This window comes from Actinoplanes sp. NPDC051859 (genome assembly GCF_044452725.1).
GTDB lineage: Bacteria > Actinomycetota > Actinomycetes > Mycobacteriales > Micromonosporaceae > Actinoplanes.
In genome coordinates this window covers 54,292-80,433 of record NZ_JBITBX010000002.1, presented here as the reverse complement: position 1 = coordinate 80,433, position 26,142 = coordinate 54,292, and the positions used below count along the sequence as shown (strand labels likewise).

The following is a 26,142-nucleotide window of genomic DNA, read 5'->3' as shown; positions in this document are numbered from 1 at the left end:
CGACCTCGGCCAGCGATTCTGCTGCAGGAACGGGGTCTTGCCGCAAGCCCCCCTCTGTGTTATAGGTTAGAAGTGACGTAAGAGCGTCTTCGCCTTCGCACATCCTCGACTCTCGGCTATGACACTCGGGCCGTGCTCCAATTTTCCTGGAGCACGGCCCGAGTGTCATTCGCTGTTTGCTATTGCTGGCGCTTACGCGCCGGCACAGCCAGCGAGGCAACGACTGCGAGTGCGGCTACGCCGGCGCAGACCCAGAAGCCGGTGGTGAAGGCGCTGTCGGTGGGCAGTCCGCGCGGCGTGCTGTGCGACGAGATCACCGCGGCGATGACGGCCGTGCCGATGCTGCTGCCGATGGTCCGCGCAATGGTGTTGACACTGGTGGCCTCGCCGGTCTGGGCGGCCGGAACGCTCTCGATGACCGCGTTCGACATGGCCGCGAAGGCGAGGCCGATGCCCGCACCGGTGAGCAGCCCGGAGACCAGGATCTGCCAGATCTCGCCGTGGCCGATGGCGGGGAGCACGAACGCGGCGGTGACGAGGACAGCACCGAGGAACATGGGCGGCTTCGGGCCGACCTTGCGCACCAGCATGCCGGCGAGCGGGCCGAACACCACCATCATCACGGTGGTGGGCAGCAGGAACAGGCCGGCCTGCGACACCGACTTGCCGAAGCCGTACCCGGTGACGGCGGGCAACTGGAGCAGGGTCGGGACGAGGACGAAGGTGCCGAACATCGCGAAGCCGAAGATCAGCGCGACGAGGTTGGCGGTCCACACTCCGCGTACGGTCAGCAGTCGCATGTCGACCAGCGGATCCTGCACCCGGCGCTCGACCACCACAAAGGCGACCAGGGTGATGACGCCGAGCGCGAGCAGCACGAGGGTCTTGGCGTCGGCCCAGCCCCAGGCCTGACCCTTGCTGATCGCCAGCAGCAGCGCGACCAGGGACACCGACAGGATGGAAGCGCCGAGCACGTCCAGGCGGCCGGGCTTGCGCACCGGCGACTCCGGCATGCCGAAGATGACGCCGAGCAGGGCGACGACGACCAGGCCCAGCGGGAGCCAGAACAGCCAGTGCCAGGACAGGTGCTCGACGATCGGCCCGGCGGCCACGATGCCGACACCGGCGCCGATGCCGAAGATCGCGGAGAGCAGGCCGATGGTGACGCCGACCTTCTCGCGGGGCAGTTCGTCGCGCACGATGCCGATGGACAGCGGCATGACCGCGCCGGCGGCACCCTGCAGCGCCCGGGCGACGATCAGCACGCCCAGGTTCGGCGCCAGCGCCGCCAACAGGGTGCCGATGCCCAGCACGGCCAGCACGCCGATCAGGACCCGGCGCTTGCCGACCATGTCACCGAGGCGGCCGAGGATCGGCGTCAGCACCGAGGCGGCCAGCAGATAGGCGGTGAGGATCCAGCTGATGTCGCTGGTGGAGGCGTTGAGGTCCTGCCCGATGGTGGACAGCGCGGGCGCCACCAGCGACTGGAGCACCGCGAACGCGAGACCGCCCAGCGACAGGTAGAGCACGATGAGGCGGCCACGGCCGGGGGCCACGGGCGCGGCGGGCTCCTCGGCCCTGGTGGCTTCGATCGTCTGGGTCACGGCTCCCCCGGAGCTACTAGTAAACAGTTGCTGACTTACCTAGTATCGGCAGCCGAGACGGCAAGTCAACGGTTGTTTACCTCACACGGGTGGGCCGTTACCCTGGGCAACGAGGAGAGGACGCCATGACGACAGACACCCCGCCGCGCCGCCGGGACGCCACCGGCACCCAGCGCCTCTTGCTCGACGCCGCGCGGCAGCGCTTCGCGGCCCACGGCTATGCCGCGACGACCGTACGGGAGATCGCCGACGACGCCGGAGTGAACGTCGCGCTGATCAACCGCTACTTCGACTCCAAGGAAGGCCTGTTCAAGGCGTGCCTGGTCGGGGCGGCCGACGAGATCGACCGCAGCGTGCGCGACCAGGTCACCGTCGACCAGATCCCGGCCGCCATCGCCGCACAGATCACCGGCAACCGCGACGGCCTGCCGCCAACCCGGCTGTTGCTGCTGCTGCGCTCCTCCGGCAACGAGCGCGCCGACCAGATCCGCCGGGACGTCCTGCACACCTTCGCCGTACGGCTGGCGACAGTGGCAGGCTGGCAGCCCGGCGACGACCAGCTTCTCCTTCGCGCCGAAATGCTGCTCTCGGCCGTGCTGGGCATCACCCTGCTGCGCTACTCCACCGGTTTGGAACCGCTGACCGCCGCCACCGAACAGGACCTCATCGCGCCGCTGCGCGACCTCACCGAAGCACTCCTGCGGAATCCGCCCATGCCACGATGAGGCCATGCTGATCGCCTTCTCCGTCACCCCACTCGGCGGCTCCGAGTCCGTCGGCGACCTGGTTGCCGAAGCCGTCCGGGTGGTGCGCGCCTCCGGGCTGCCGAACCGCACAGACGCCATGTTCACCACCATCGAAGGCGAGTGGGACGAGGTCATGGCCGTCGTCAAGCAGGCGGTCGACGTCGTGGCCGCCGGGGCACCGCGGGTCAGCCTGTCCCTCAAGGCCGACATCCGACCCGGCGTCACGAACGCGCTGGAAGCCAAGGTGGCACACATCGAACAGCGGCTGGCCGAACAATGAGACGCCTCGTGATGTGGGACATCGACTACACGCTGCTGCGGGGCGGGGACGTTGCCGCGCAGGCGTGGATGGCCGCGTTCACCGAGGTGACCGGGCTGCCCTGGCAGGCGACGCCGAGCTTCGGTGGGCGTACCGACCTGGACATCTGCGCCGAGGTGTTCGCCACACACGGCGTCACCGACTGCACCCCGGAACGGTTCTTCGCCCGGTACGTCGAGCAGGTGCACGCCGCCCGGCACCTCTTCGCCGAACGCGGCACGCTGCTGCCCGGCGTGCGGTCCGTGCTCGACGCACTGGGCGCCCGCACTAACGTGGTACAGACCCTGGTCACCGGCAACGTGCCCCAGGTCGCCGCCGCCAAGATCGCCGCCTTCGGCCTCACCGCCGACTTCGACGCGGAAGTCGGCGGCTACGGCACCGACGACAGCGTCCGCGCGACACTGGTGCGCCGCTGCCGGGAACGGGCCGAAGCAAAGTACGGCGAACAGTTCCAGCCTGTCGTGATCGGCGACACCGCCCACGACATCACCGCGGCGCTGGCTAACGATGCCGTAGCCATCGGAGTAGCCACCGGCGCACCGACTGCGGCCGACCTGGCCCGAGCCGGCGCCCACGTCGTCCTCCCCGACCTGACCGACGTGCGCGCAGCCGTCACCGCCATAGCGGAAGCAACTCCCGACCTGACGAACGGGCGCGGCCCGTCCAGGCCGTAGCGGAAGCAACCGCGACCTGGCCGACAAGACGCGGCCCGTCACAGTCGCGGCCCGTCACAGTCGCGGCCCGTCACAGTCGCGGCCCGTCACAGTCGCGGCGGAAGCAACCGCGACCTGGCCGACTGGCGCGGCCGCCGCCGGCGAGCCTACTGCGGGGCGATCGGGTTCGGGATAGCGCCGCCGAAGCGACGGTCGCGTTGGGCGTAGAGCTCGCAGGCGTACCAGAGGTGGCGGCGGTCGAAGTCGGGCCAGAGCGTGTCGAGGAAGACCAGCTCCGCATAGGCCGACTGCCACAGCAGGAAGTTGGACGTGCGCTGCTCCCCCGACGGGCGCAGGAACAGGTCCACCTCCGGCACCTCGGGGTGGTAGAGATACTTCTGGATGGTCTTCTCGTTGACCTTGTCGGCCTTGAGCTTCCCGGCTGCCACATCGCGGGCGATCGCCGCCGCCGCATCCGCGATCTCCGCCTGGCCGCCGTAGTTGACGCAGAACTGCAGGGTCAGCGTCTTGTTGCCACGCGACATCTCCTCGGCGGTCTGCAGCTCCGAGATGACGCTCTTCCACAGCCGCCCGGCCCGGCCCGACCAGACCACCCGGACGCCCAGCTCGACCAGCTGATCGCGGCGGCGCCGGATCACGTCCCGGTTGAAGCCCATCAGGAACTTGACTTCCTCCGGCGACCGCCGCCAGTTCTCGGTGGAGAACGCGTACGCCGAGAGATAGGGAATGCCCAACTCGATCGCGCCCTCGACGGCGTCGAACAGCGAGTACTCGCCCTGCTCGTGGCCCTTGGTGCGGGACAGGCCGCGGTCCTTGGCCCAGCGACCGTTGCCGTCCATCACCAGCGCGACGTGCTTGGGGATCGCGTCCTTGGGCAGCGCCGGCGGCCGCGCGCCGGAGATGTGCGGGGTGGGCGGACGTGTCACAGGGTCTCCCGTTGCTCACTGATGATCGGGTGGCGCTGGGCCGGGGTAGCCTCCCGGCAGTCGGTGTCAGGCTGGCCCAGCTCCCGGCGGCCTGTGTCAGGCCGGTCCGGCTCCCGGCGGCCTGTGTCAAGCCGGTCCAGCTCCCGGCGGCCTGTGTCAAGCCGGTCCAGCTCCCGGCGGCCTGTGTCAAGCCGGTCCGGCTCCCGGCGGTCGACCAGGGGCAGGGCTCGCAGGTTGCGTTCCATGTGCCATTGCAGGTGGGCGGCGACCAGGCCGCTGCACTCCCGGCGCACCGGCGGCTCGGCGACATCGGCGACGCCCCAGTCACCGTGAGTCAACGCATGCATCAGCCCGAGCGTCGCCGGGGCAGGATGGGCAGCGCCGGGCGGGCGGCAGTCCGGGCAGACCGACCCGCCGGCCGGCACGGAGAACGCACCGTGGGGCCCCTCGGTGCCACAGACCGCGCACTCGGCCAGCGCCGGCGCCCACCCCGCGAATGCCATCCCGCGCAGCAGGTAGGCGTCCAAGACCAGGCACGTGGCATGCTCGCCCGCGGCCAGCGCTTTGAAGGCACCGAGAGTGAGCTGGAACAGGCGCAACGACGGCTCCCGCTCCACCGGCGTCAGGCGCTCGGCGGTCTCCGCGATGGCGCTGGCGGCCGTGTAACGCGGATAGTCCTCGAGGAACCGCTTGGCGAACAGGTTGACGCCCTCCACCTGGCTGATCGAGTGCAGGCTGCTGCCCACCCCCTCCGGCGAGCCGGCGAGCTGCACGTCGATGTGGCCGAACGGCTCCAACCGGGCACCGAAGCGGGACATGGTGCGCCGCACGCCTCGGGCAACCGCGCGTAACCGGCCGTGTCGGCGGGTCAGCAACGTGATAATCCGGTCGCTCTCGCCGAGCTTCTGCACGCGCAGCACCACCGCGTCGTCGCGGTAGAGCTGGCGGCGGTATCCGGCTGCGGGCACCCCTGCATTCTGCCCGGTGGGTACGACAGACCCTGACCCGGATCTCAGGGTCATCTCCGGGGTCGCTGGGTGGAGGGACGGATGGCGCTGGGCGTACCCGGGCTCATAGGTTTCTCAGCATGACAGCGAGGCTGGCCCGGCGTACCGCCGGCGCACTCATCCTGATCGCCGCCGCGGCGACCCTCACCGGTTGCAACGGGGCAGTCGGCGCGAAGCTCACCTTCGACGACACCGAGAAGGTGAAGGTCACCGAGATCGTCGTGGCCGGTGGTGCGGGCGACATCCGGGTGACCACCTCGGCGATCACCGAGACGCGCATCAAACGCGTCGTCCGGGGCGGCGGCGACCCCGGCCCCTCCTACCGTCTCGCCGGCACCGTGCTGTCCGTGGACACGACATGCGGCTCCGACTGCTGGTCGTCGTACGAGATCGAGGCGCCCACCGGCGTGACCGTCCGCGGCGGCCTGAACTCCGGCAACCTGGGATTGCTCGACGTGGCATCGGCCGACGTGAGCGTGAAGTCCGGCGACATCCACATCGAGCGGGCCACCGGACCGGTCAAGGCCACCGCCACCTCGGGCAACATCGACGTCGCCGGCAGCACCGGCCCGGTCACGCTGGGCGCCACCTCGGGCAACATTTCGGCCCTGGACCTGACCGGCGGCAACGCGGTCAAAGCCGAGGTCAGCTCGGGCAACATCGACCTGCTCCTGCAGCAGAGCGCCGACGTCAGCGCCCGGGCCTCCAGCGGCAACATCGACGTGGCCGTGCCGGCCGGCGCCTACCGCATCGACGAGCGGGTCGGCTCCGGCACCTTCGAGTCGGACTTTACCGCCGACCCGAAGGGCACCCAGCTGCTCAGCGTCCGCACCAGCAGCGGCAACGTCACCATCCGCAGCTCGTAAGGCTAGAAGCCGAGCCTGCGGAGCTGCTTCGGGTCGCGCTGCCACTCCTTCGCGACCCGCACATGCAGGTCGAGGTAGACCTTGCGACCCAGCAGCGCCTCGATCTCCGCCCGAGCACGCGTGCCCACCTCTTTGAGGCGGGCGCCCTTGGTCCCGATCACGATCGACTTCTGGCTGTCCCGCTCGACGTACACATTCGCATAGATCTTGGTGGTCTTGCCCTCGACGAGGAACTCCTCGACCAGGACCGCAATCGAGTGCGGCAGCTCGTCACGCACACCCTCCAGCGCCGCCTCGCGAATGAGCTCGCCGATCAGCACCTGCTCGGGCTCCTCGGTCAGCACGTCGTCCGGATACAGCGGCGGCGACTCCGGCAGCTGCCTGACGATCACGTCGACCAAGGTGTCCACCTGATGCCCGGAAACCGCGCTGACCGGCACGATCTCCGCGAAGTCGTAAAGCTTGCTGACCTCCAGCAGGCGCTGCGCCAGCACGGTCGGCGACACCAGGTCGACCTTGGTCACCAACGCGATGACCTTGGCCTTGAGCTCGGCGATCTCCGCCGAGATGAACCGGTCTCCGGCGCCCACCGGCTCGTCCGCCGGGAAGCACACCCCGATCACGTCGACCTCGCTCCAGGTCTCCCGGACGAGATCGTTCAGCCGTTCGCCGAGCAGCGTCTTGGGCCGGTGCAACCCCGGCGTATCCACCAGCACCAGCTGGGCGTCGTCGCGGTGCAGGACGCCGCGAATGACGTGCCGGGTGGTCTGCGGCTTGTTCGAGGTGATCGCGATCTTCTGCCCGATGATCGCGTTCGTCAGCGTCGACTTGCCGGCGTTCGGTCGCCCCACAAAACAGGCAAAACCCGCGCGATACACGTCGTCGACCGGCCGTGTGGGGCGCGCAGCCTTGTGCCGGTGCTTCTTGACCCCGGCAACGGTACGGGCGTCCCCCGCCCCAACCTCAGCCCGTGGCCCCGAGCTCACGGCTCCGACCGGCGCGCCGCCGCTCGCCCCCGCCGCACCGGACTTCCGCGTTCCCACAGTCCCGCTGGACTTCCGCGTCTCCGCAGCAGACCCAGCAACACTCGGCTTCGCAATCCGCCTTCTCGTCGGCGCGCTCTTGGGATAGAAGTCGTTCTTGCCGGCACTGCGCTTCGCAGAGCCGTCCCCGACCACACCCCGACCCCACGCACCGGTCGTCGTCTTACCTGCGGCCGCACCGCCCGCACCGCCCGCACCGCCCGCGCTACCGGACCCCGCGCGCCGACTTCCCGCGCCGCCATCCCGGCCCGCGCCGCCCGCCGTCGCACGACCGCCACGCAGTCCGGCGCGCTCACTGCCGCCGGCCGCACGACCGCTACCCGATGATCCAACCCGGTCATCGCCCGCTGCAGCACGGCCACCAGCCGATCCAGCGCGGCCATCGCCGGCGGCCGCACGACCACCGGCCGATCCAGCCCAATCGCCGCCCGCGGCTCCACGGTCACCGACCGATCTAACCCGGTCATCGCCCGCTCCGCGGCCACCAGCCGTTCCGGCGCGGGTGCCCGCGCCAGAGCCGCCGGCCTTGCCTACGCCGCCGCTGCCCGGTTTGCCGCCCTTGCCCGCACGGCCGCCGGCTCCGGCGCGGCCAGCCGCCGCGGCATCCTGCTCGCGGCGAGCGGCCCGGCGCTCCTGGCGGCGCTGCTCATTACGTTCTCCCGCAGTGAGCTTGCGCTCTCCCGCGGTGAGCTTGCGGTCGCCGGTCGGGGGCTTGCGGTCTCCGCCGCCGGGCTGCTGCGTCACTCGGTCACCGTGCCGCGGAGAGTGCCGTCCGGCGCCGCCACGTGGATGGGGGCCGCGACGGCTAGGTCGCGCACGGCGATGTGGCCCAGGCCGTCGAGCGATTCGGCCGCCGTTGCCACCGCTGCGGCCTCGATCGTGCTCGCGCCCGCTGCCACCGCCGACGCCACCGCGAGCTGCAAGGCGGTGACCTTGAGGCTGGGCAGGGACACCGTGGCGGCGGCGTAGGTGCGGCCGTCCTGGTCGCGTACCGATGCGCCTTCGGCGGCGCCCACCCGGGCGCGGGCGCTGCGGGCCAGGGTGACCAGCTTGGCGTCCTCGGGCTTGAGTTCGGCGGCGGCGAGGCCGGCGGGAATGGTCTGGTCAGGCATCGGCGTGCTGTCTTTCCTCGGGTTCGGGGGCGTTCTCGTCGCCGGAGCGTTCGGCCGGGGGGTCGGCCCGGCGCACCAGCACCGAGTCGATGCGGTTGCGGCGTCCGGTGGTGCCCTCGGCGATCAAGTGCAGGCCGCCGACGTCGACGGTGGCACCCGGAATGGGCACTCGGCCGAGCGTTTGGGCGAGCAGGCCGCCGACCGTTTCGACCTCGTCGGCGGGCAGTTCCACGCCGTAGATCTCGCCCAGGTCCTCGATCGGCAGGCGGGCGGTCACCCGCACAGCGCCGTCGTCCAGGTGCTCGATCGGCGGGCGTTCCACGTCGTATTCGTCGGTGATCTCGCCGACGATTTCCTCGAGGATGTCCTCGATGGTCACCAGCCCGGCCGTGCCGCCGTACTCGTCGACGACGATGACCAGGTGCATGCGGGCCGCCTGCATCTCGGACAGCAGGTCGTCCACCGGCTTCGACTCGGGCACGAACGTGGCGGGGCGCATCAGCTCCGCGACCGGTACGGCGGCGGAGGCCGGGTCCCCGTTCTGAGTCCGCCGGACCACGTCTTTCAGATAGAGCACGCCCAGCACGTCGTCGACGCTGTCGCCGATGACCGGGATGCGGGAGAAGCCGGAGCGCAGGAACAGGAACAGCGCCTGCTGCAATGTCTTCGGCGCCTCGATCCACACCATTTCGGTGCGTGGCACCATCACTTCCCGGGCGATGGTGTCACCCAGCGCGAACACCGAGTGGATCATCTCGCGCTCGCCGTGCTCCACCACGCCGCGCTGCTCTGCCAGGTCGACCAGCTCCCGCAGTTCCACCTGACTGCCGAACGGCCCCTCCGGGAAGCCCTTGCCCGGTGTCACAGCGTTACCGATCAAGATCAGCAGCGACGCCAGCGGGTTGAACACCCGGCCGATCCAACGGACCAGCGGGGCGGTCGCCTTACCCACCGCGTACGCGTGCTGCCGTCCCACCGTGCGCGGGCCGACACCCACCACCACGAAACTGACCAGCGTCATCGCCCCGGCGGTGACCAGCGCCGACCGCCAACCCGCACCCCACGTGTCCACCGCGACCAGCGCGACCAGGGTGGTCGCGGTCAGCTCGCACAGCAGCCGCAGGAGCAGCAGCAGGTTGAGGTGCCGCACGACGTCCCCGGCGACGGCGGCCAGGGCAGCCGCCCCGCGCTGGCCCTCCCGTTCCATCTCCGCGGCCCGCGCCGGGGAGACAGAACCGAGGGCGGCGTCGGTCATCGACGCGAGCCCGGCGAGAAACACCAGCAGCACCGCGTAGACGATCAGCTGCAGATCAGGCAATCCGGCCGCGGCGGCATCGGCCGCGGCGAGAACAGAGGGAGGCTCCATCAGGCTCAGCCGGCCCGCCGGCTGGAACGCCAACTCTGCAACAGCCGAGCCTGCAGCGCGAACATCTCGCGCTCCTCTTCAGGCTCGGCGTGGTCGTAGCCGAGCAGGTGCAGCACGCCGTGCACGGTGAGCAGATGCAGCTCGTCAGCGGCGGTGTGCCCGGCGGTGACGGCCTGCTTCGCCGCCACCTCCGGGGCCAGCACGATGTCGCCCAGCAGGGCCGGCTCGCCGGTGCCCGCCTCACCGGGACCGTGGTCGACACTGCCCTCATCCATCGGGAAAGCGAGGACGTCGGTCGGGCCGTCACTGCCCATCCAGCGGTGATTCAGCTCGGTCATGTAGTCGATGTCGACGAGCAGGATCGACAGCTCGGCGAGCGGGTTGACCCCCATCTCCTCGAGCGCGTGCCGGGCTACCGCGAGAATCGCGTCGGTGTCGACCTCGACTCCCGACTCGTTGGCGATCTCGATGGACATGTGGTGCGTTACCCCTGGTCTCGTATCGGAAGGTCCTGGCACGGAAAAACTCAGCGTCGCCGGCGCGCACCGGCGGCCGGCTGCTGCACCGAGCGTACGGACTGCTGACTCGCCTGCTGCTCCTGGTCGGCGTCATACCGGGCGTACGCGTCGACGATCTCCGCGACGAGCCGGTGCCGCACCACGTCGGAGCTGGACAGCTCGGCGAAGTGCACATCCTCGACGCCCTGCAGAATCTCCCGCACGATCCGCAGCCCACTGGTGGTGCCCCCGGGCAGGTCGACCTGCGTCACATCGCCGGTGACCACGATCTTCGCCCCGAACCCCAGCCGGGTCAGGAACATCTTCATCTGCTCCGGCGTCGTGTTCTGCGCCTCGTCGAGGATGATAAATGCATCGTTGAGCGTGTTGTGGGTGACGATGAGATCGTCTGTTACGTAGAGCGAATCGGCGGCGGCGACCTGAATGCAGACCGTCTCGGCCTGCCCCATCGGCTCGATGTCATGGATGAACCGCATCGGCCGTCCACCACCCGCGGCATCGTACGCGGCCCGCTTGCGCTCCAGCCGGAAGGGCTGCAACCCGGCGGGCAGCCGGATGTCGAGAACGAAGGCATCGTGGCGGTATTCGACGGGCCGGCCCTTGGCCAGCCCCGGCTTCCGGCCGAGCGCCGGACGGCAACGCCAGTACGCGACTCCGCCCAGCGAACGCACCAGGAACACCACGTCGTCCCGCAGCTGCGGGGAACAGGTCGTGTACTGGATGCGGCAGGTCCGGCCGCGCTGGGTGACCGGACCGCCGTCGCTGTCGAGCAAACCTTGGAGCACGGCGAGACGGACAGCCGCGCTGTTGAAGCGGTAGCTCTCGGGCACGAACTTGGTGTGCGATCGGCTGCCCGCCAGACCGAGCTCGCGCAGGACGGCTGTCACCGGGTTCGCCACGATGACCCCGCCGCGTCCACCGCCGGGCTTGCGCAGCACGTAGTCGACTTCGTTCTTGCGGGTCACCGCGATGTTCGGCAGCTCGGCTTGCAAAGCGACCGCGAGCTCCGGGTCGGCGGTAGCGAAGGCCGGAGTCGTACTGGTGGTCAGGCAGCCGTCGCCGAGCAGCAGTCCGAGCGCGTACGCCGACATCGGCACGTCGCGCGGCACGAACTCAACTGGGTCCACGAGCGGCAGCTCGTACCGGTGGACGGGTCCGCGGCGCAGATTGCCAATCATGTCCTGGGTCTCGAGAACCCGCGACGGGCGGCCGTGGCTGCGGTCGTCGGGTGTGCGGACGGTCCACAGATGTTCGCTGCAGGCCACGGTCGAGGCGCCGTCCTGGGTAGTGACCCGGTAGACGTCCTTGGTGCCCTGCGGGTACACGCCCAGGACGGGGGTGGGCAGGCCGTTCGAGCCGACAACGAGGTCACCGACCGCGAGCTCGCCGATCGGCCGCCAGCCGTCCGGGGTCAGCACCTTCGCCGTCAGCGGTTGCGCCCGGCCTCGCATGTAGGCCAGGGGTGCGACTTCGATCGTGCCGGCCTGCATGAGGCGGGGGATGGTTTCGGGGTCGAGCATGTCGTGCAGGGCGTCGTAGAGCGGCCGCAGGTACGGGTCGATCTTCTCGTTGAGGGTGCCGGGCAGGAAGCCGAGGCGCTCGCCGGCTTCGACGGCCGGGCGGGTGAGGATGATCCGGTTGATCTGCTTGGCCTGGAGCGCCTGCACGGCTTTCGCCATGGCGAGGTACGTCTTGCCGGTGCCGGCGGGGCCGATGCCGAACACGATCGTGTTGTCGTCGATGGCGTCGACGTAGCGCTTCTGGCCGAGGGTCTTGGGGCGGATGGTCTTGCCGCGCCGGGAGAGGATGTTGAGGGTCAGCACCTCGGCGGGCCGCTCGGCGGTGTTCTGCTCGAGCATGGTGACCGTGCGCCGGACCGCGTCGACGGTCAGCGTCTCGCCTTTCTCGGTGAGCTCGATGAGCTCGGAGAACAGCCGTTCGGCGGTGGCGTTGTCGGCCGGGGCGCCGGTGATGGTGATTTCGTTGCCGCGGACGTGCACGTCGCTGGCGAGGGTGCGCTCGATGAGCCGCAGGATCTCGTCCTTGGGGCCGAGCAGGTTCACCATGATCTTCGGGTCGGCGACCGAGATCTTGGTCTGCACCCGAGCGGCAGCGCTGCTGTGTTCGGTGCCGGTCATAGGGGCGGCCGTACGGCCTACGCCACCTGCTCTCGTTCTCGTCCCCGCCGGTGCTCGGCGGCGTGCGTAAGGATCGTGCCATCGTATCCGCTCGGGTGGCGGCCCGCCGAGGCCATTATCGGGCGTCGTCGGTGCCCTGAGTGACCGGTACACCGGCGAAGGTCTCCTGCTGCCGGGTGAGGCGGTAGGTGGCCCAGTGCATCTGGGCGACTGTGCCGTCGTCGGTGCGGGTGAGGCGGAGCAGTTCGCCGACTTCGCGTCCGGAGACCGTACGCAAAATGTCTGGTTGATCGGGAATCGGGCGGAACACGGACGGCGGACGGTCGGCGGGGGCGTCTGCCGCGCGGGCTTGCAGGGTGCCGTTGTGCCAGGAGAAGACGTGCGGGAAGCCTTCGCTCCACCAGGGTCCGAGGATGCTGCGGTACTGCGGCGGGGCGGGCGGGCCGGGTGACCAGGGGCGGATGTCGGCCGGGTCGGCGTCGACGGCGATGGTGAGCAGCTCGTGGACAAGGTCGTTGATCTCGGTGGCCGTACCCGAGGAGGCCAGGACCGCCGCGCCCAGGGCGCCGGGGTTGCCTTCGCCGCCGCGGCGGCCGTAGACGCCGGCGAGGAAGCCGGGCATGGCGCCGTCGTGCCCGACGTGCAGGACGCGTCCGCCTTGCGGGGCGAGGATCAGGCCGAGGCCGAATCCGCCGGTCCAGAGAGTTTCGTCGGTCGTGGTACGCGGCCAGCGCATCTCGTCGAGGGTGGCCGGTGCGAGCACGCGCGCGTCGGGGTCGACGAGTTCCGGGGAGGCGAGGAAGGCCGCCCAGCGGGCCATGTCGGTGGCGGTGCTCCAGAGCTGGGCGGCCGGGCCGACGCCACCGAGGTCGAGGCGCGGTTCTTCTCGGGCGGCGTCGGAGTACGCGTCGACGAGGTAGCCGACGGCGGCCTCGGCGGTCGGCTGGACCGTGGTGGCGTGCAGGCCGAGCGGGTCGAGCAGGCGTTCCTGCAGGACGGATGCCCAGGTGCCGCCGCGGAGGCGGGCCACGAGTTGGCCGAGCACCGCGAGTCCGAGGTTGGAGTAGTGGTAGCGGCGGTGGTTGGGCAGGACGCGTTCGGCGCGGGCCACCTCGTCGAGGAGCTGCTGGTCGCCGGGCGGGGTCGGCAGATACCAGACGTCGCCGTACGGTTCGCGCTGGTAGCCGGCGGTGTGCGAGAGCAGGCCGCGGATGGTGGCGGAGCCGTGGGCTTCGAGGTCGAGGTGCGCGGCGACCGGGTCGTCGAGGTCGAGCAGGCCGTCGTCGCGGGCTTGCAGGACCAGGACGGCGGTGAGCGTCTTGGTGACGGAGCCGATGCGGAACCGGGTGTCCGCGTCGAGGAGCCGGTTCGGGTCGCCGGAATTGCCGACGGTGCAGGTCCACAGTTCGCGGTCGGCGCGGTGCAGCGCGACGGAGAGGGCGGGCACCCGCGCGTCGGCTTGCACCTTGCGGACGGCCCGTTCGAGGCGCTGGTGGACGGTCGTCGGGGAGCTGAGTGCCACGACGAGATCCTAAGGCTCAGTCGGCGCGGGTCACCGTCAGGTCGAGGCCGCGATCCTCGTCGTGGGTCCAGACGACGGTGTAGCCGGGCCAGTCGCCCTGCTGGCGGCCGTCCGCGGCGACGGTGTCGCTCATCCGGGAACTGAGGGCGCCGGGCACGCGCAGGGTGTCGAACACGCAGGCCAGTTCCCGTTGATCGAGTCCGTCCAGGTAGACCTTGCCGGAGCCGTTGACGGTGAGCTTGCGGTTGTCGCTGGAGAGCTTGAGACCTTCCTTGACCGGGTCGCAGGCGCCGATCACGGTCAGCATCGGCTCGGCCGTGGCGGCGGCGACCGGCGCGGGGCCGTTCGCGGCTGCCTCGTCACCTGCGGTGAGGGCGGGCAGGACGAGCCGGGGGACGGTGACGACGCCCAGCGCGACGACGAAGACGCCGACGAGCGCCCAGGGCAGGGGATTGCGTTTTCGCGCGTGGCGGTGCTGGTGCATGACACGTCCTTGGCGTCGAGAGGGTGGGGTCAACGCGAGGACGAAGTCTCCTCCGCGTTCGGGAACCGGACAATGATCATGCCCTGAACCCGTACGAAGGGACTAGTCGACAGTGGAAGATCGGCCTACCCAAGCGCGAAGGGGCGGCCCCCCAGCCGCCCCTTCGCCCGTCCTTGACGTCAGAGCTTGATCGACCCGATCGCGTCGTCGAAGCCGATCTCGCGAAGGTCGGCGATGCCGCCGATGTTCTCGGCGTCGACCGCGCCGAGCTCCTTCGACTTTCCGGTGCAGCCCGGACCGGTCCAGATCTTGACCACGCCGTCGAACACAATGGACGACGCCGTGCCCGGCTCGGTGGCGTCCACGCAGCCGGACTGACCCTCGATGCGCTGCGAGCTCTCGCTCTCGTCGAAGACGTTGAAGGACCGGCCGCCGAACAGCACGACGCGCTTCGCCGGTGCGCCGTCGCCCTTGCTCGGCGGGGTGGTGCCGGTGTCGCCGTTGCCCTGCTCCACCGCGCCGGCCTTCTTACCGTCGGGCCGGATGCCGAACCAGGTGCCGCCCACGCCCTGGCCCAGGGTGTCGCCCTTCCGCGTGTCCTTGGCGAAGCGGTAGACCGGCCAGCCGCCGACGGTCACCTGGAGGCGTCCGTCGTCGCGCTTCACGACGCCGACCTTGCTCTTGGGTACGCCCGCCACGAAGATCTTGCCGCCCGGCTTCACCACCACCGGCGGCCACTTCGCCGCACAGTCACCGTTGCACGTGGACTTCGACGGCTTCGCGGTGTCGTTGTCGAACCGGTAGAGCGTCAGACCGGCGCCGTTGACCAGGACCGGGTTGAGGTTGCCCGCTTTGGCCGCGGTCAGCTGCACCCACTTCTGTGCCACCTCGGCGGTCTCACCCTTCGGCGTACCGCCCTGGGGAGCGGCCCAGTCGCCGGTGCCGCGCAGGGCCTGGGAGGTCTTCGCCGTACCGGAGACCAGGTCGGCGGCCAAAGCGGCGACCGGTGCGGGGTCCACCAGCTGCGCGCCGCTGCCGCAGGCGGAGAGGACGAGCGCGCCACTCACGGCTACTGCGGCAAAAATCAGCTTTCGCGGGGAATGCATGATGAGGACCTTTCTTAGGGCCTTTGCGATACGAACGCCCTCCACACGTACGGGTCCCGCGAACCGGTTCAGGTGGTCTGGATCACGCCTCGCGGCCGGCCGGCGAGCGCGACTCCCACGCGGCCCACAGGCGTGCGTACCGGCCGTCAGCGGCGACCAGTTCGGCGTGGGAGCCGGACTCCACGATGGACCCCTGCTCCAACACCACGATCCGGTCGGCAGCGGCGGCTTGGGTCAGCCGGTGCGCGACGACCAACGCCGTACGGCCGCGCAGCGCCGCCACCGCAGACTCTTCCAGTGCCCGGGCGCCCGCGCTGCCCGCTTCAGCGGTGGCCTCGTCGAGCACCGCCACGGCCGGGTCCAGCAGGACGATCCGCGCCAGTGCGAGCTGCTGGGCCTGCGCGGCAGTGAGCTCGTGGCCGCCGTCTCCGACGACCGTGTCGAGGCCGTCCGGCAGATTCCTGGCCCAGTCGAGGGCGCCGACGGTGTCCAGTGCGGCCGCCACCTCGGTGCTATCGGCGCCCGGCCTAGCCAGGCGCAGATCCTCGATCAGCGGTCCGGCGAAGACGTGCGTCTCCTGGCTGACCACGGCCACGGTGTGCGAGGGCAGTTCGGCGATCGGCACCCCGCCGATGAGGGCGGCGCCGGCGTTCGGCCGCAGAATCCCCGCCGCGATCGAGGCGACGGTGGTCTTGCCCGCGCCCGTCGAGCCGACCAGGGCGACCCGCTCCCCCGGCGCCACCCGCAGCGACACGTCCCGCAGCACCGGCCTGCCGCCGTCGTAGCTGAACGTGACGCCGTCCAGGTGCAGCGACGCAGCGCCGGGCTGCCGACCGACCGACCGTTCTTCGACCGGCATCCCCAACACCCCCACCAACCGGGCCAGGCCAGCACCGGCGGCCTGCACCTCGTTGAAGGTGAAGACCAGCATCGCGATGGGGTTGAAGAGCCGGTGAAAGAGGAGCGCTGCCGCCGATGTCTCGCCGACGGTGACCGCGCCCTGGCGCACCAGCAGGAAGCCCACAGCCAAGATGGCGGCGAGCCCGCAGAACTCGGCCCGGTTGATCCGGCCAGCGAACCGGGTGAACAGCGCGAACACGTTCACCGTCAGATCCCGGGCTCTACCGGAAGCCACGTCGATGTCCCGCAGGTGCCGATCCTCCAACCGGTACGCGTGCACCGTCCGCAGCCCCTGCATGCTCTCGACGAGCAGCTGGGATCGTTCGGCCACGGCGGCGCGCTCCTGGGCGTACCGGGGTGCTGACCGGGGCAGGTACCAGCGCAGGGCAAGCACGTAGAACGGCAGGGCGACAGCACCGGCCAGGCCGAGCCGCCAGTCGATGCCTGCCATCGCCGCCAGGCTCAGCACCGTGAGCAGGGCAGCCGAGATCACTGTGGGCAGCACATCCGAGACGGCCTTGCCGATCGCGGCGATGTCGGCGCCCACCCGGGACAGCAGGTCGCCCCGGCCGATCCGGTCCAGCACGGTGGCGGGCAGCCGCAACGCCGTCGCCACGGTGTTCTCCCGAAGGTCGGCGAGCACCCGGGCGCCCAGCCGCCCCGACACATAGGACGACAGTCCCGCTGCTGCGCCACCCACCAGAGCAGCGAGCACGATGACGATGGAAATGCCGACGATCGCCGACGTGCCGGCGCCGGCCCGTACCCGGTCGACGAGGAGGCCGAGCGCGTACACGGGAACGATCGAGGCCGCGGCGGCGAGCACTCCGGTAGCCAGCGTGCCGAAGACTTCTCCGCGTCGCTCGCCCAGCGCCGCCCGCAGCCACTGCCAGCTCTGCCGCGCGGTCGCGATCGGCAGCTTCTCGGGCGTCCTCATCGCAGCACCAACTGCCGGTAGGCATCGATGTCGCCCAGGTCGGCATGGGTCCCCTCGGCGGTGACCACACCGTCGTCGAGCACGACGACCCGGTCGGTGGCGGCGAGCAGGGCCGGGCTGCTGGTCAGGACGACCGTGGCGAAGTCCGACCCGGGGCCGTGCCGCAGCGCGCGGATGCCCTGGGCGATGGTGTGCTCGGTGACCGCGTCGACGGCGGTGGTCGGGTCGTGCAGCACCAGGATCGGCGGCCGGGCGAGCAGTGCACGGGCCAGAGCGAGCCGCTGCCGCTGACCGCCGGAGAGGGTGGCGCCCCGCTCGGCCACCAGCTCGTCGAGACCGGCGGGGCGGGTGTTCACCACCTCGTCGGCGGCGGCCGCGGACAGTGCCTCGGGCAGCCCGCCCCGGTCGTCGTGCACGGCCACATTGGCGGCGATCGTGCCGGTGAACAGGTCGGTGTGGTGCGGCTCGACCAGCAACAGCCGGCGGGCCTTTGACCGGTCGATCTCCGCGACGGGTACGCCGCCCACCAGGATCGTCCCCTCGTGATCTGCGGGCAGGCCGAGCAGCTTGACCAGGGTTTCCGCGTCGGCCGGTCGGCGCGCGACGATGCCCACGAACTCGCCCGGGCGTACGTGCAGATCGAGCCCCGCCAACGAACCGTGCCGGACGCCGCTGAGCCGCAGCTCACCGCCCGGGCCGTCCGGGGTGGTCACGCCCGCGGGCAACACCAGGCCGGCGTCGGTGACCTGGGCGACCCGGTCCGCGGACGCGCGCGCCTCGGCGATCCAGCCCGGGACGATCGCCAGCAGCCCGAACGGTTCGATGAGAAACTGCGCGGAGCCGATCACGGTGATGAACTGGCCGACGCTGATCCGGCCGGTGAGCGCGAACCAGCCGGCCAGGATCGCGATGCCGCAGGCCAGCAGCGTGCTCAGGATGGTGGAGGCCGCCAGATAGCCGCTTTGGGTACGGGTGGCCCGCAGCGTAGCCGCCAGCGACTGGCGACTCACCCCGCGGTACCGCTCGGCGGCCGCCTCCTGCGCTCCCACGCCACGCAGCGGCCGCAGGCCGGTCACCAGGTCGGCGGCGAGCGACGTGGCCCGCCCAGCCTGAGCCTGCTGCTCAGCGACCTGCTTGGTGATCCGCGGGGCGCCGACATGCAGCACGAGCAGCACCAGCGGCGTGGCGACCAGCACCGCAATCCCCAGCGGCACGGAAATCAGCAGCAGCGTGGTGGCGCTGACCCCGGTGGCTACCAGCGCCCCGACGATCCGCGGCACATAGTCCAGCAGGTAGGCGGTGTTGTCCGCATCGCTCGTCGACACGGTCAGCAGGTCCCCGGCCCGCATGTCGGTCTGCACGCCGCGCGGATGCAATATCCGGGCGGCCACCTCGACCCGCAGCCGGTGCGCCTCCGCCGCGATGGCCCCCATCAGCCGACGCGCACCGAACCGCCACGCCGAGGTCAGTACGGCGAACAGCAGGCCGAGCGCCCCGGTCCAGAGCACCAGTGCGGTGGCATCGCCCGGGGCGACGGCGGTGTCGACGATGACGCCGATCAGGATCGGGATGGCCGCCTCGCAGGCCTGGTGCACGCCGATGAGCGAGGTGCCGGCCAGCAGCGACCGACCGTTGCGGGTGATCGTCCGGCGCAGGATGCGCCTGCCGGACCGGCTCACCGGCGGACGGGGAGGTTGCTGGGCACGCGGACTCCTGAGAAGGCGGCGGATTCAGCAGGTCAGGCTAGCCTAAGCTCGCATCCTGGGGTCGGCCGCGGCCTTGCTCCACCGAGTGGTCGGCGGCGATGAGGGCGACCGCAGCAACAGACCGCGGCGATGAGGGCGACCGCAGCAGCAGACCGCGGCGGTGCGGACGAGGGCAGCAGCGGCGAGCAACCGGCTTCATGCGGGGCGAGGATGGGTCTGAGCGGCCGCTCACCAACGGTCGAGCGCCGCCGACAGGACGGCCAAGGCGGCCACCCCGGCGGTTGAGGTGCGCAGCACGGAGTCGCCGAGCCGGACCGGCTGGGCACCCGCCGCGACGAAGGCGCCCAACTCCTGGTCGCTGATGCCGCCCTCGGGGCCGACGACCAGCACGATCTCGCCCGCCTCCGGCAGCTTGGCCCGGGTGAGCCGATCGGTGGCCTCTTCGTGCAGCACGAAGGCGACCGCGGCGGCCGTCAGCCGGGCGGCGGCCTGTTTGGTCGACACGTCCGGGTCACCCGACACCACCGGCAGCCAGGGGCGGCGCGCCTGCTTCGCGGCCTCCCGAGCGGTCGACACCCACTTCTCGCGGGCGCGGACGCCGCGATCACCCCGCCATTGCGCCACCGACCGGGAGGCGGCCCACGGCACGATCTCGTCGACGCCGATCTCGGTCATGGCCTGGACGGCCAGCTCACCCCGATCACCCTTGGCGATGCCCTGGACGACGACCAGGCGGGGGTTCGGCTCGGGGGCTACCGTCCGCTCGCCGACCTCGACGTCGATGCTGCCCCGGCCGACCGCGGTGACCTCGGCCTGGACTGCGCCGCCGCGGCCGTCGGCCAGGATCAGCACCTCACCGATCCGTAGCCGCTGCACGTCGGCAGCGTGATGGCCCTCCCGCCCGGCCAGGGTGAAACGCCGGGCGGTCGGCAGGTCATCGACCAGGAACAGGGGTGCGGACACGGTCAGTGGCCGTTGAAGGCGTCCCGCATGCGCGAGAAGAACCCGCCCTGCTTGCTCAGCTCGGCCACGTCCTCGCCGCGCGTCTTGGCAAAGTCGCGCAGCATCCGCTCCTGGTCGGCGGTGAGCTTCGTCGGAGTCTTCACGTCGAGGTGCACAAACAGCTCACCGCGGCCCTGCCCGCGCAGGTGCGGCACGCCCTTGCCGCGTACGCGCAGGGTCGAGGAAGGCTGCGTGCCCGGCTTGACCTCGATGTTTTCCTCGGAGTCGAGGGTTTTGATGGTCAGCCGGGTGCCGAGCGCCGCCGCCGTCATCGGCAGGGTGACCCGGCAGTGCAGGTCGTCGCCCTTGCGCGAATAGACATCGTGCGGGCGCTCGTGGATCTCCACGTACAGGTCGCCGGCCGTGCCGCCGCCGGGCCCGACCTCGCCCTGCTGGGCCAGCCGGATCCGCATGCCGTCCTCGACCCCGGCCGGGATCTTGACGGTCAGCGACCGCCGGGTCCGGATCCGGCCGTCACCCGCGCAGGTCGGGCAGGGCTGCGGGATGACCGTGCCGTGCCCCTGGCAGGCCTGGCAGGGGCGCGACGAGACGACCTGACCGAGGAATGTGCGCTGCACAGACTGCACTTCACCGCGGCCGCCGCACGTCTCGCAGGTAGCCAGGTGGGTGCCGGGTGCGGTGCCGGCGCCGGTGCACTGGGTGCAGAGCACCGCGGTGTCGACGGTGATCGGCGCCTCGACGCCGAAGGCGGTCTCGACCAGGTCCAGCTCGAGCCGCAGGATCGCGTCTGCCCCGGGCCGGGTGCGCGGTCGGGGTCCCCGGCCACCGCCAGCGCCGCCGGCAGCCGTGCCGAAGAACGCGTCCATGATGTCCTGGAAGCCCACGAACGGGCCGGCGCCACCGGGACCGCCGGGGCCGGCACCTCCGCCGCCGCCGGGCGCGAGCGGGTCGCCACCCAGGTCGACTATCTGCCGCTTCTGGTCGTCGGACAGCACCTCGTACGCGGCGTTGATGTCCTTGAACTTCTCGTGCGCCTCAGGGTCCGGATTGACGTCCGGGTGGTACTGACGGGCCAGCTTGCGGTAGGCACGCTTGATCTCGTCGTCGGTGGCTTCCCGGCTGATGCCCAGAATTCCGTAGTAGTCCTTGGCCACAGGTTTCGAGTCCTCATGTCTGCCCCGCGCGGTGCGCCGGAGACCGTCGTCGCTTGTCCGTCAGTTCTGTGCCAGCAAATCGCCAACGTAGCGTGCCACGGCACGCACGGTGGCGATCGTTCCGGGGTAGTCCATCCGGGTCGGCCCCAGCACGCCGAGGCCCCCCACGATCGTCGCGCCCGGTCCGTATCCGGTGCTCACCACGGACGCCGCCCGCAGGTTGTCGATCTCGTTCTCGTCGCCGATCCGGACCCGGGTGGTGCTCGGCTCCACCTCGCCGATGAGTTTGAGCAGGATGACCTCTTCCTCGAGCGCTTCCAGCACCGGGCGCAACGAGCCTTGGAAGTCCAGGACACCGCCGCGGGTCAGGTTGGCGGTGCCCGCGAGTGCGAGACGTTCGTCACTGCGCTCGACGAGGGTCTCCAGCAGCACCGAGGCGACGCACGCCATGGTGGTGCGTTTCTCCGGGTCGGACTCGTCGACCAGCGCCTGGACCAGCGGCGGCGTGTCGGCCAGCTTCACGCCGGACAGTTTCGTGTTGACCTTGCGCCGCATGTCGAGCACGTCGTCGGGCGTGGCCGGCAGGGGCAGCTCGACGAGTCGCTGCTCCACCCGACCGGTGTCCGCGATCATCACGAGCATGACCCGCGTGGTGGAGATCGGCACCAGTTCCAGATGGCGCACGGCCGAGCGGGACAGGCTCGGATATTGCACGACGGCGACCTGCCGGGTGAGCTGAGCAAGCAGGCGCACCGTGCGGTGCACCACGTCGTCCAGGTCGACCGCCCCGGCCAGGAACCGCTCGATCGCCCGCCGCTCGGCCGGGCTCAGCGCTTTGACCCGCGACAACCGGTCCACGAAGAGCCGGTAACCGGCATCGGTGGGCACCCGACCTGCACTGGTGTGCGGCTGGCGGATGTAGCCCTCCTCCTCCAGCACGGCCATGTCGTTGCGGACGGTGGCCGGCGAGACGCCGAGCTGGTGCCGCTCGACGAGGGCTTTGCTGCCGACGGGCTCCTGGGTGGCGACGTAGTCCTCGACGATGGCGCGGAGCACCTCGAGCTTGCGGTCATCCAGACTCATGACCCCTCCCCCGCTCCGCAACCCGGTCTCTGGCACTCCGACGACTTGAGTGCCAGTCTACGACGCCGCCGACTCGGACGCGATGATCGTCCGCCGATGCCGGTGCTACTTAGCCGACTGTCTATTGTTCGACCTGTCCCGGGTGTTGCTCTCGCCACGATCGACCTGCGCACCTACCGTGTCTGCCATGACTGAACCGCCGCGCCCGCCCGGTGAGGGAAACCCCTCGGACCCCACCAGGCCGATCAACCCATATGGCAACGACCCCTCGGCACCTCCGCCGCCCCCGGCGTACGGCGCTCCCCAGCCCCCGACCTATGGCACCCCGCCGCCCACCTCGGGTGCGGGCGGCTACCCGCCGCCGAGCTCCGGCGCTGGTGGCTACGGCCCACCGCCCGGCTCCGGCGCCCCATACGGCGGTCCCCCGCCCGGCAAGCAGCCCTACGGCCCGCCCGGCGCGTACGGCCAGCAGCCCGGCTACCCGCCGCAGGGCTACGGCCAGCCCGTCGGTGGCGGCGATGACAAGACCTGGATCCTGGTCGCGCACTTCGGTGGTGCGGCCGGCGCCTTCCTCGGCGGCGGCTGCTCCGGCTGGATCGCGCCGCTGATTGCCCTGCTGGCGCGCGGCAACCAGTCGCCGTACGTGCGGGCCGAGGCGGTCAAGGCGCTGAACTTCCAGATCCTCTGGTCGATCATCGCGCTGGTCGGCTGGATCCTCGTCTGCATCGTGATCGGCGTCTTCATCGGCATCGCGGCCTGGCTGGTCGCCACGATCGTCGGCGTGATCGCCGGGGTGAAGGCGAACAACAACGAGCCGTACAACTACCCGATGACGATCTCGATCATCAAGTAGCGCGGCGTCGGGCGGTCCGGTTCAGTCGAGCCGGATCGCCCGACTCAGCTGGACCGCCCGGCCGTCGTGGTCGGTGCCCTGAACCAGGATCGTGCCCGTCCGCGCGGACTGCACCGGCAGCACCGCCACCGACACGTCGTCGCCGACGGTCACTTTCACGGTCGCCAGGATGACGGTTTTCGCCGCCTTGCCCTGCCCGTACGATTCCCGGACCGTGAGCGCGCTGCCCGGGAGCAGCGAGGTGCCCTGCACGACGATCTTGACCTTCTTCGGCACTGCTGTCCGGCTCAGCGACAGCGCGGCGGGCGTCCAGCGCGCCCGGCCGGTCGCGGTGACCCGGGCCGACTTGCCGCCCGGCCCGTAAGCCTCCACCGCGTAGGTGTGGTTGACACCTCCGGAGACCCGGTCGGTGTAGGTGGTGCCGACCAGATTGCCCAACGACACCCCGTCCCGGAAGATCTGATAGCCGGTCAGCGGCGCGGTCGCCGTGCCCCGCACCGGCGCCCAACTCACCCGCAGCGCCTCCGCCAACGGCGCCACCATCAGCGCGGTGGGCGCGGCGGGCGCCGTCAGAAGCGGCGGCGTCCGCACCGGTGCCGGGGTCACCGTCTTCGTCGGGCTCGGTGTCGGCGCCTTCGTCGGCGCCTTCGTGGGCGCAAGCGTCTTAGTGGGCGCAGGCGTCTTCGTCGGCGCAGGCGTCTTCGTCGGCGCAGGCGTCTTCGTCGGCGCAGGCGTCGGTGTCTTCGTGGGAGCCGCAGTCGGCGTGGGGGTCGGAGCGGGCGTCGGCACCGTGGGCGTGGGCGCCGGCACCGCCGGCCACTCGACCCCCGTGAGCAGCCGGTACGGGTTGATCAACCCGTAGCCGTACCCGTTGTCGAAGCCCGGCGCGCCCAGGTCGGTCGCCGTCTCGATCAGCGCGGCTCGGGCCTGCGCGGGGGTGGCCGTGGGATGCGCCGCCCGCCACAACGCCACGGCGGCGGCCACGTGCGCGCTCGCCGTCGACGTACCGCTCTTGGACACGTACGGCACGGCCGGGTCCGCATGCGTCGAGTCCATGCTGAAGATCCCGGAGCCCGGGGCGGCAACGGTCGCTGTTCCGCTGGTGTTGCTGAAGTCGGCGACGGCACCCGTCGATTCGGTGGCCGCCACCGCGATGACGCCCGCGGACGAGGCCGGCCACATCGCCGTGTTGCCGCTCTTCCGGTTGTTGCCGTTGGCCGCTACCACCACCGCACCCTTGCGGTTGGCGTAGTTGACCGCGTTGACGTACAGCTCGTTGTACGCCCCGGCCACCGACAGGTTGATCACTGTGGCGCCGTGGTCGGCGGCGTACACGATGGACCGGGCGATGTCGTCGGGCTGGCTGGTGCCGGTGGCGTCGATCACCCGGATCGGCAGGATCTGCACGCCGGCGGCGATGCCCGCGATGCCTTTGCCGTTGCCGGCGACCGCCCCGATGATGCCCGCGACGTGGGTGCCGTGCCCGTTCGGGTCGACGCAGCCGTTCGCCGCGCTGTACCTGTCGCCGACTTCGTCGTGGCCCAGGTCGCAGCGGATCTGCCCGGGCGCCCAGTCTTCCTCGGTCACGCTGACGCCGCTGTCGATCACGGCGACGAGCTGCCCGGCGGTTGCCGCCGCGGGCAGGTCATCAATGTGCAGCGCGTCGTTGTTCCACAGGTGGTTGCGATAGGTGTCGTCGGTCACACCCGCAGGGGAAACAGGGGCAGCCTCAGGGACGGTGGCCGGCGAAGCGAGCGCGGCGGCGCCAGGGGTGGTCGCGCCCAGCACGAGGAGACCGCCCGCGAGGATCACGGTCAGCCGCCCGGTGATGACGCGCATCGCCTGCCTCCCGTCGCCGCGGGAGCTTCCCGCGCCTCCGGTAGATCGGCAGCCAGCGCGCGCACCAGAGTCAAACCAGGTCGCGAATCACCGCATCTGCCAGCAACCGACCACGCAGCGTCAGGACGGCCCGGCCTTCTCCGTACGGAACAGGCTCCAGCAGGCCGTCCGCCAGCGCCTGCCCGGCCCCCGCAGGGTCGGTCAGCGCGAACGGCAACCCGTCGGCAAGCCGCAGCCGCAACATGACCTCCTCGATCCGACGGTCCTCGGCGCTCAACAGCTCCCGCGCCTGCCCCGGCGAGACCCCTTCAGCCAGCTTCTTCGCGTACGCGGAAGGGTGTTTGACGTTCCACCAGCGCACCCCGCCGACGTGGCTGTGCGCACCCGGCCCGAGCCCCCACCAGTCGCCGCCGGTCCAGTAGAGCCGGTTGTGCCGGCAGCGCGCGGCCTCGGACGTCGCCCAGTTGGACACCTCGTACCAGGAGAAACCCGCCGCCGTGAGGGCCTGCTCGGCCGCCAGGTAGCGGTCCGCCGCGACGTCGTCCTCCGGGTACGGCAGCTCGCCCCGGCGCATCCGCCCCGCCATCCGCGTCCCGTCCTCGACGATCAGCGAGTACGCGCTCACATGATCCACCCCGGCCGCGATCACCGCGGCCAGCGAGGCGGCGAAATCGTCCGCAGTCTCCCCCGGCGTCCCATAGATCAGGTCGAGGTTGACGTGGTCGAAGCCGGCCTCGCGAGCCTCCTGCGCGGCCCGCGGCGCCCGCCCCGCGGTGTGCTTCCGGTCCAGGATCGCCAGGACGCCGGGCGACGCCGACTGCATGCCCAGCGAGATGCGCGTGAAGCCCGCCTTGCGCAGCGCCTGCAGGGAGGCGGGCGTGACCGATTCGGGGTTGGCCTCGGTGGTGATCTCCGCGTCCGCGGTCAGGCCCCAGGTGCGGTCGATGCCGTCCAGGATCCGGCCCAGGTCGGCGGGGCTCAGCAGCGTAGGCGTGCCGCCACCCACGAACACCGTGTCGACTGGCGCGCGCAGGATCCCGCCGGCCAGCTTCAGCTCCTGCAGGACCGTGTCCGCGTACTCGTCGCGGCTTGCCCCACCGCCCAACTCGCTCGCCGTGTACGTGTTGAAGTCGCAGTAGCCGCAGCGGCTCGCACAGAACGGCACGTGTACGTACACGCCGAAGCCACGCCGTCCGACCGCGCGCACCGCGTCGGCGGGGAGCGAGCCGTCGGCCGGTACGGGCTCACCGTCGGGCAGGGGTCCAGGCATCTGCCA

General features: G+C 71.0%; 21 protein-coding genes and 4 pseudogenes. 5 read left to right on the top strand and 20 right to left on the bottom strand.

Annotation, left to right across the window (positions count from 1 at the left end):
- Positions 1–179: 179 nt before the first annotated feature.
- Positions 180–1,604 (bottom strand): MFS transporter, encoded by a 1,425-nt coding sequence (locus ACIA1L_RS04230; protein ID WP_396071064.1) that lies wholly within the window; start codon positions 1,602–1,604, stop codon positions 180–182.
- A 125-nt stretch (positions 1,605–1,729) separates the two neighbouring features.
- On the opposite strand from ACIA1L_RS04230, the gene ACIA1L_RS04225 reads away from it, so the two are divergent.
- From ACIA1L_RS04225 to ACIA1L_RS04215, 3 genes are read left to right on the top strand one after another with little or no spacing between them, the layout of a single operon-like run.
- On the top strand, positions 1,730–2,329 hold the full coding sequence (locus ACIA1L_RS04225) for a TetR/AcrR family transcriptional regulator (RefSeq protein WP_396071063.1): 600 nt from the start codon (positions 1,730–1,732) through the stop codon (positions 2,327–2,329).
- A gap of 4 nt (positions 2,330–2,333) precedes the next feature.
- A complete protein-coding gene (locus tag ACIA1L_RS04220) occupies positions 2,334–2,630 on the top strand; it encodes an MTH1187 family thiamine-binding protein (RefSeq protein ID WP_396071062.1) in 297 nt (98 codons plus the stop codon).
- Entirely contained in the window at positions 2,627–3,343 is a 717-nt protein-coding gene (locus ACIA1L_RS04215; protein WP_396071061.1) for a haloacid dehalogenase-like hydrolase, read from the top strand. Before ACIA1L_RS04220 ends, ACIA1L_RS04215 begins: the two co-directional genes overlap by 4 nt.
- A 146-nt stretch (positions 3,344–3,489) precedes the next feature.
- Here the strand turns inward: ACIA1L_RS04215 and ACIA1L_RS04210 are convergent, their stop codons facing one another.
- Positions 3,490–4,269, bottom strand: a complete 780-nt coding sequence (locus ACIA1L_RS04210) for an isoprenyl transferase (RefSeq protein WP_396071060.1) — start codon at positions 4,267–4,269, stop codon at positions 3,490–3,492.
- Positions 4,270–4,466: 197 nt separating this feature from the next.
- A pseudogene (gene recO, locus ACIA1L_RS04205) lies at positions 4,467–5,291 on the bottom strand (DNA repair protein RecO); the annotation flags it as partial.
- Positions 5,292–5,356: 65 nt separating this feature from the next.
- Here recO and ACIA1L_RS04200 point away from each other — a divergent pair.
- Entirely contained in the window at positions 5,357–6,142 is a 786-nt protein-coding gene (locus ACIA1L_RS04200) for a DUF4097 family beta strand repeat-containing protein (protein ID WP_396071059.1), read from the top strand.
- Between the two features lie 2 nt (positions 6,143–6,144).
- On the opposite strand, the gene era is transcribed toward ACIA1L_RS04200, so the two are convergent.
- From era to hrcA, 15 genes and pseudogenes are all read right to left on the bottom strand, one after another.
- Complete coding sequence (era, locus tag ACIA1L_RS04195; RefSeq protein ID WP_396071755.1) at positions 6,145–7,020, bottom strand: GTPase Era; 876 nt, start codon at positions 7,018–7,020, stop codon at positions 6,145–6,147.
- 905 nt (positions 7,021–7,925) lie between these two features.
- Positions 7,926–8,297, bottom strand: a complete 372-nt coding sequence (locus tag ACIA1L_RS04190; RefSeq protein WP_396071058.1) for a cytidine deaminase — start codon at positions 8,295–8,297, stop codon at positions 7,926–7,928.
- Positions 8,290–9,663, bottom strand: a complete 1,374-nt coding sequence (locus ACIA1L_RS04185) for a hemolysin family protein (protein WP_396071057.1) — start codon at positions 9,661–9,663, stop codon at positions 8,290–8,292. Before ACIA1L_RS04185 ends, ACIA1L_RS04190 begins: the two co-directional genes overlap by 8 nt.
- Before the next feature lie 5 nt (positions 9,664–9,668).
- Positions 9,669–10,139 (bottom strand): rRNA maturation RNase YbeY, encoded by a 471-nt coding sequence (gene ybeY / locus ACIA1L_RS04180; RefSeq protein WP_396071056.1) that lies wholly within the window; start codon positions 10,137–10,139, stop codon positions 9,669–9,671.
- A 50-nt stretch (positions 10,140–10,189) separates the two neighbouring features.
- Positions 10,190–10,603: pseudogene (locus tag ACIA1L_RS04175) on the bottom strand (PhoH family protein); the annotation flags it as partial.
- Between the two features lie 234 nt (positions 10,604–10,837).
- A pseudogene (locus ACIA1L_RS04170) lies at positions 10,838–11,272 on the bottom strand (LAGLIDADG family homing endonuclease); the annotation flags it as partial.
- 348 nt (positions 11,273–11,620) lie between these two features.
- Positions 11,621–12,345 (bottom strand): annotated as a pseudogene (locus tag ACIA1L_RS04165) (PhoH family protein); the annotation flags it as partial.
- Positions 12,346–12,434: 89 nt separating this feature from the next.
- On the bottom strand, positions 12,435–13,841 hold the full coding sequence (locus ACIA1L_RS04160; protein WP_396071055.1) for a serine hydrolase domain-containing protein: 1,407 nt from the start codon (positions 13,839–13,841) through the stop codon (positions 12,435–12,437).
- Between the two features lie 16 nt (positions 13,842–13,857).
- A complete protein-coding gene (locus ACIA1L_RS04155) occupies positions 13,858–14,325 on the bottom strand; it encodes a hypothetical protein (RefSeq protein ID WP_396071054.1) in 468 nt (155 codons plus the stop codon).
- Positions 14,326–14,504: 179 nt separating this feature from the next.
- The gene (locus tag ACIA1L_RS04150; RefSeq protein ID WP_396071053.1) at positions 14,505–15,431 is read right to left on the bottom strand and encodes a hypothetical protein; all 927 of its coding nucleotides are present in this window, start codon (positions 15,429–15,431) and stop codon (positions 14,505–14,507) included.
- Positions 15,432–15,513: 82 nt separating this feature from the next.
- Complete coding sequence (locus ACIA1L_RS04145; protein ID WP_396071052.1) at positions 15,514–17,268, bottom strand: ABC transporter ATP-binding protein; 1,755 nt, start codon at positions 17,266–17,268, stop codon at positions 15,514–15,516.
- Complete coding sequence (locus ACIA1L_RS04140) at positions 17,265–18,947, bottom strand: ABC transporter ATP-binding protein (RefSeq protein ID WP_396071051.1); 1,683 nt, start codon at positions 18,945–18,947, stop codon at positions 17,265–17,267. Before ACIA1L_RS04140 ends, ACIA1L_RS04145 begins: the two co-directional genes overlap by 4 nt.
- A 255-nt stretch (positions 18,948–19,202) precedes the next feature.
- A complete protein-coding gene (locus tag ACIA1L_RS04135) occupies positions 19,203–19,937 on the bottom strand; it encodes a 16S rRNA (uracil(1498)-N(3))-methyltransferase (RefSeq protein WP_396071050.1) in 735 nt (244 codons plus the stop codon).
- 2 nt (positions 19,938–19,939) lie between these two features.
- Entirely contained in the window at positions 19,940–21,091 is a 1,152-nt protein-coding gene (gene dnaJ, locus ACIA1L_RS04130; protein ID WP_396071049.1) for a molecular chaperone DnaJ, read from the bottom strand.
- A 60-nt stretch (positions 21,092–21,151) separates the two neighbouring features.
- Positions 21,152–22,174: a heat-inducible transcriptional repressor HrcA gene (gene hrcA, locus ACIA1L_RS04125; RefSeq protein WP_396071048.1), complete on the bottom strand. Its 1,023-nt coding sequence runs from the start codon at positions 22,172–22,174 to the stop codon at positions 21,152–21,154.
- A gap of 187 nt (positions 22,175–22,361) precedes the next feature.
- Here hrcA and ACIA1L_RS04120 point away from each other — a divergent pair, with 187 nt between their 5' ends.
- On the top strand, positions 22,362–23,027 hold the full coding sequence (locus tag ACIA1L_RS04120; protein ID WP_396071047.1) for a DUF4870 domain-containing protein: 666 nt from the start codon (positions 22,362–22,364) through the stop codon (positions 23,025–23,027).
- A gap of 21 nt (positions 23,028–23,048) precedes the next feature.
- Here ACIA1L_RS04120 and ACIA1L_RS04115 read toward each other — a convergent pair whose 3' ends face one another.
- Both ACIA1L_RS04115 and hemW read right to left on the bottom strand, forming a co-directional pair.
- Positions 23,049–24,866: a S8 family serine peptidase gene (locus ACIA1L_RS04115; RefSeq protein WP_396071046.1), complete on the bottom strand. Its 1,818-nt coding sequence runs from the start codon at positions 24,864–24,866 to the stop codon at positions 23,049–23,051.
- Positions 24,867–24,936: 70 nt separating this feature from the next.
- Positions 24,937–26,136 (bottom strand): radical SAM family heme chaperone HemW, encoded by a 1,200-nt coding sequence (gene hemW, locus ACIA1L_RS04110; protein ID WP_396071045.1) that lies wholly within the window; start codon positions 26,134–26,136, stop codon positions 24,937–24,939.
- Positions 26,137–26,142 lie beyond the last annotated feature (6 nt).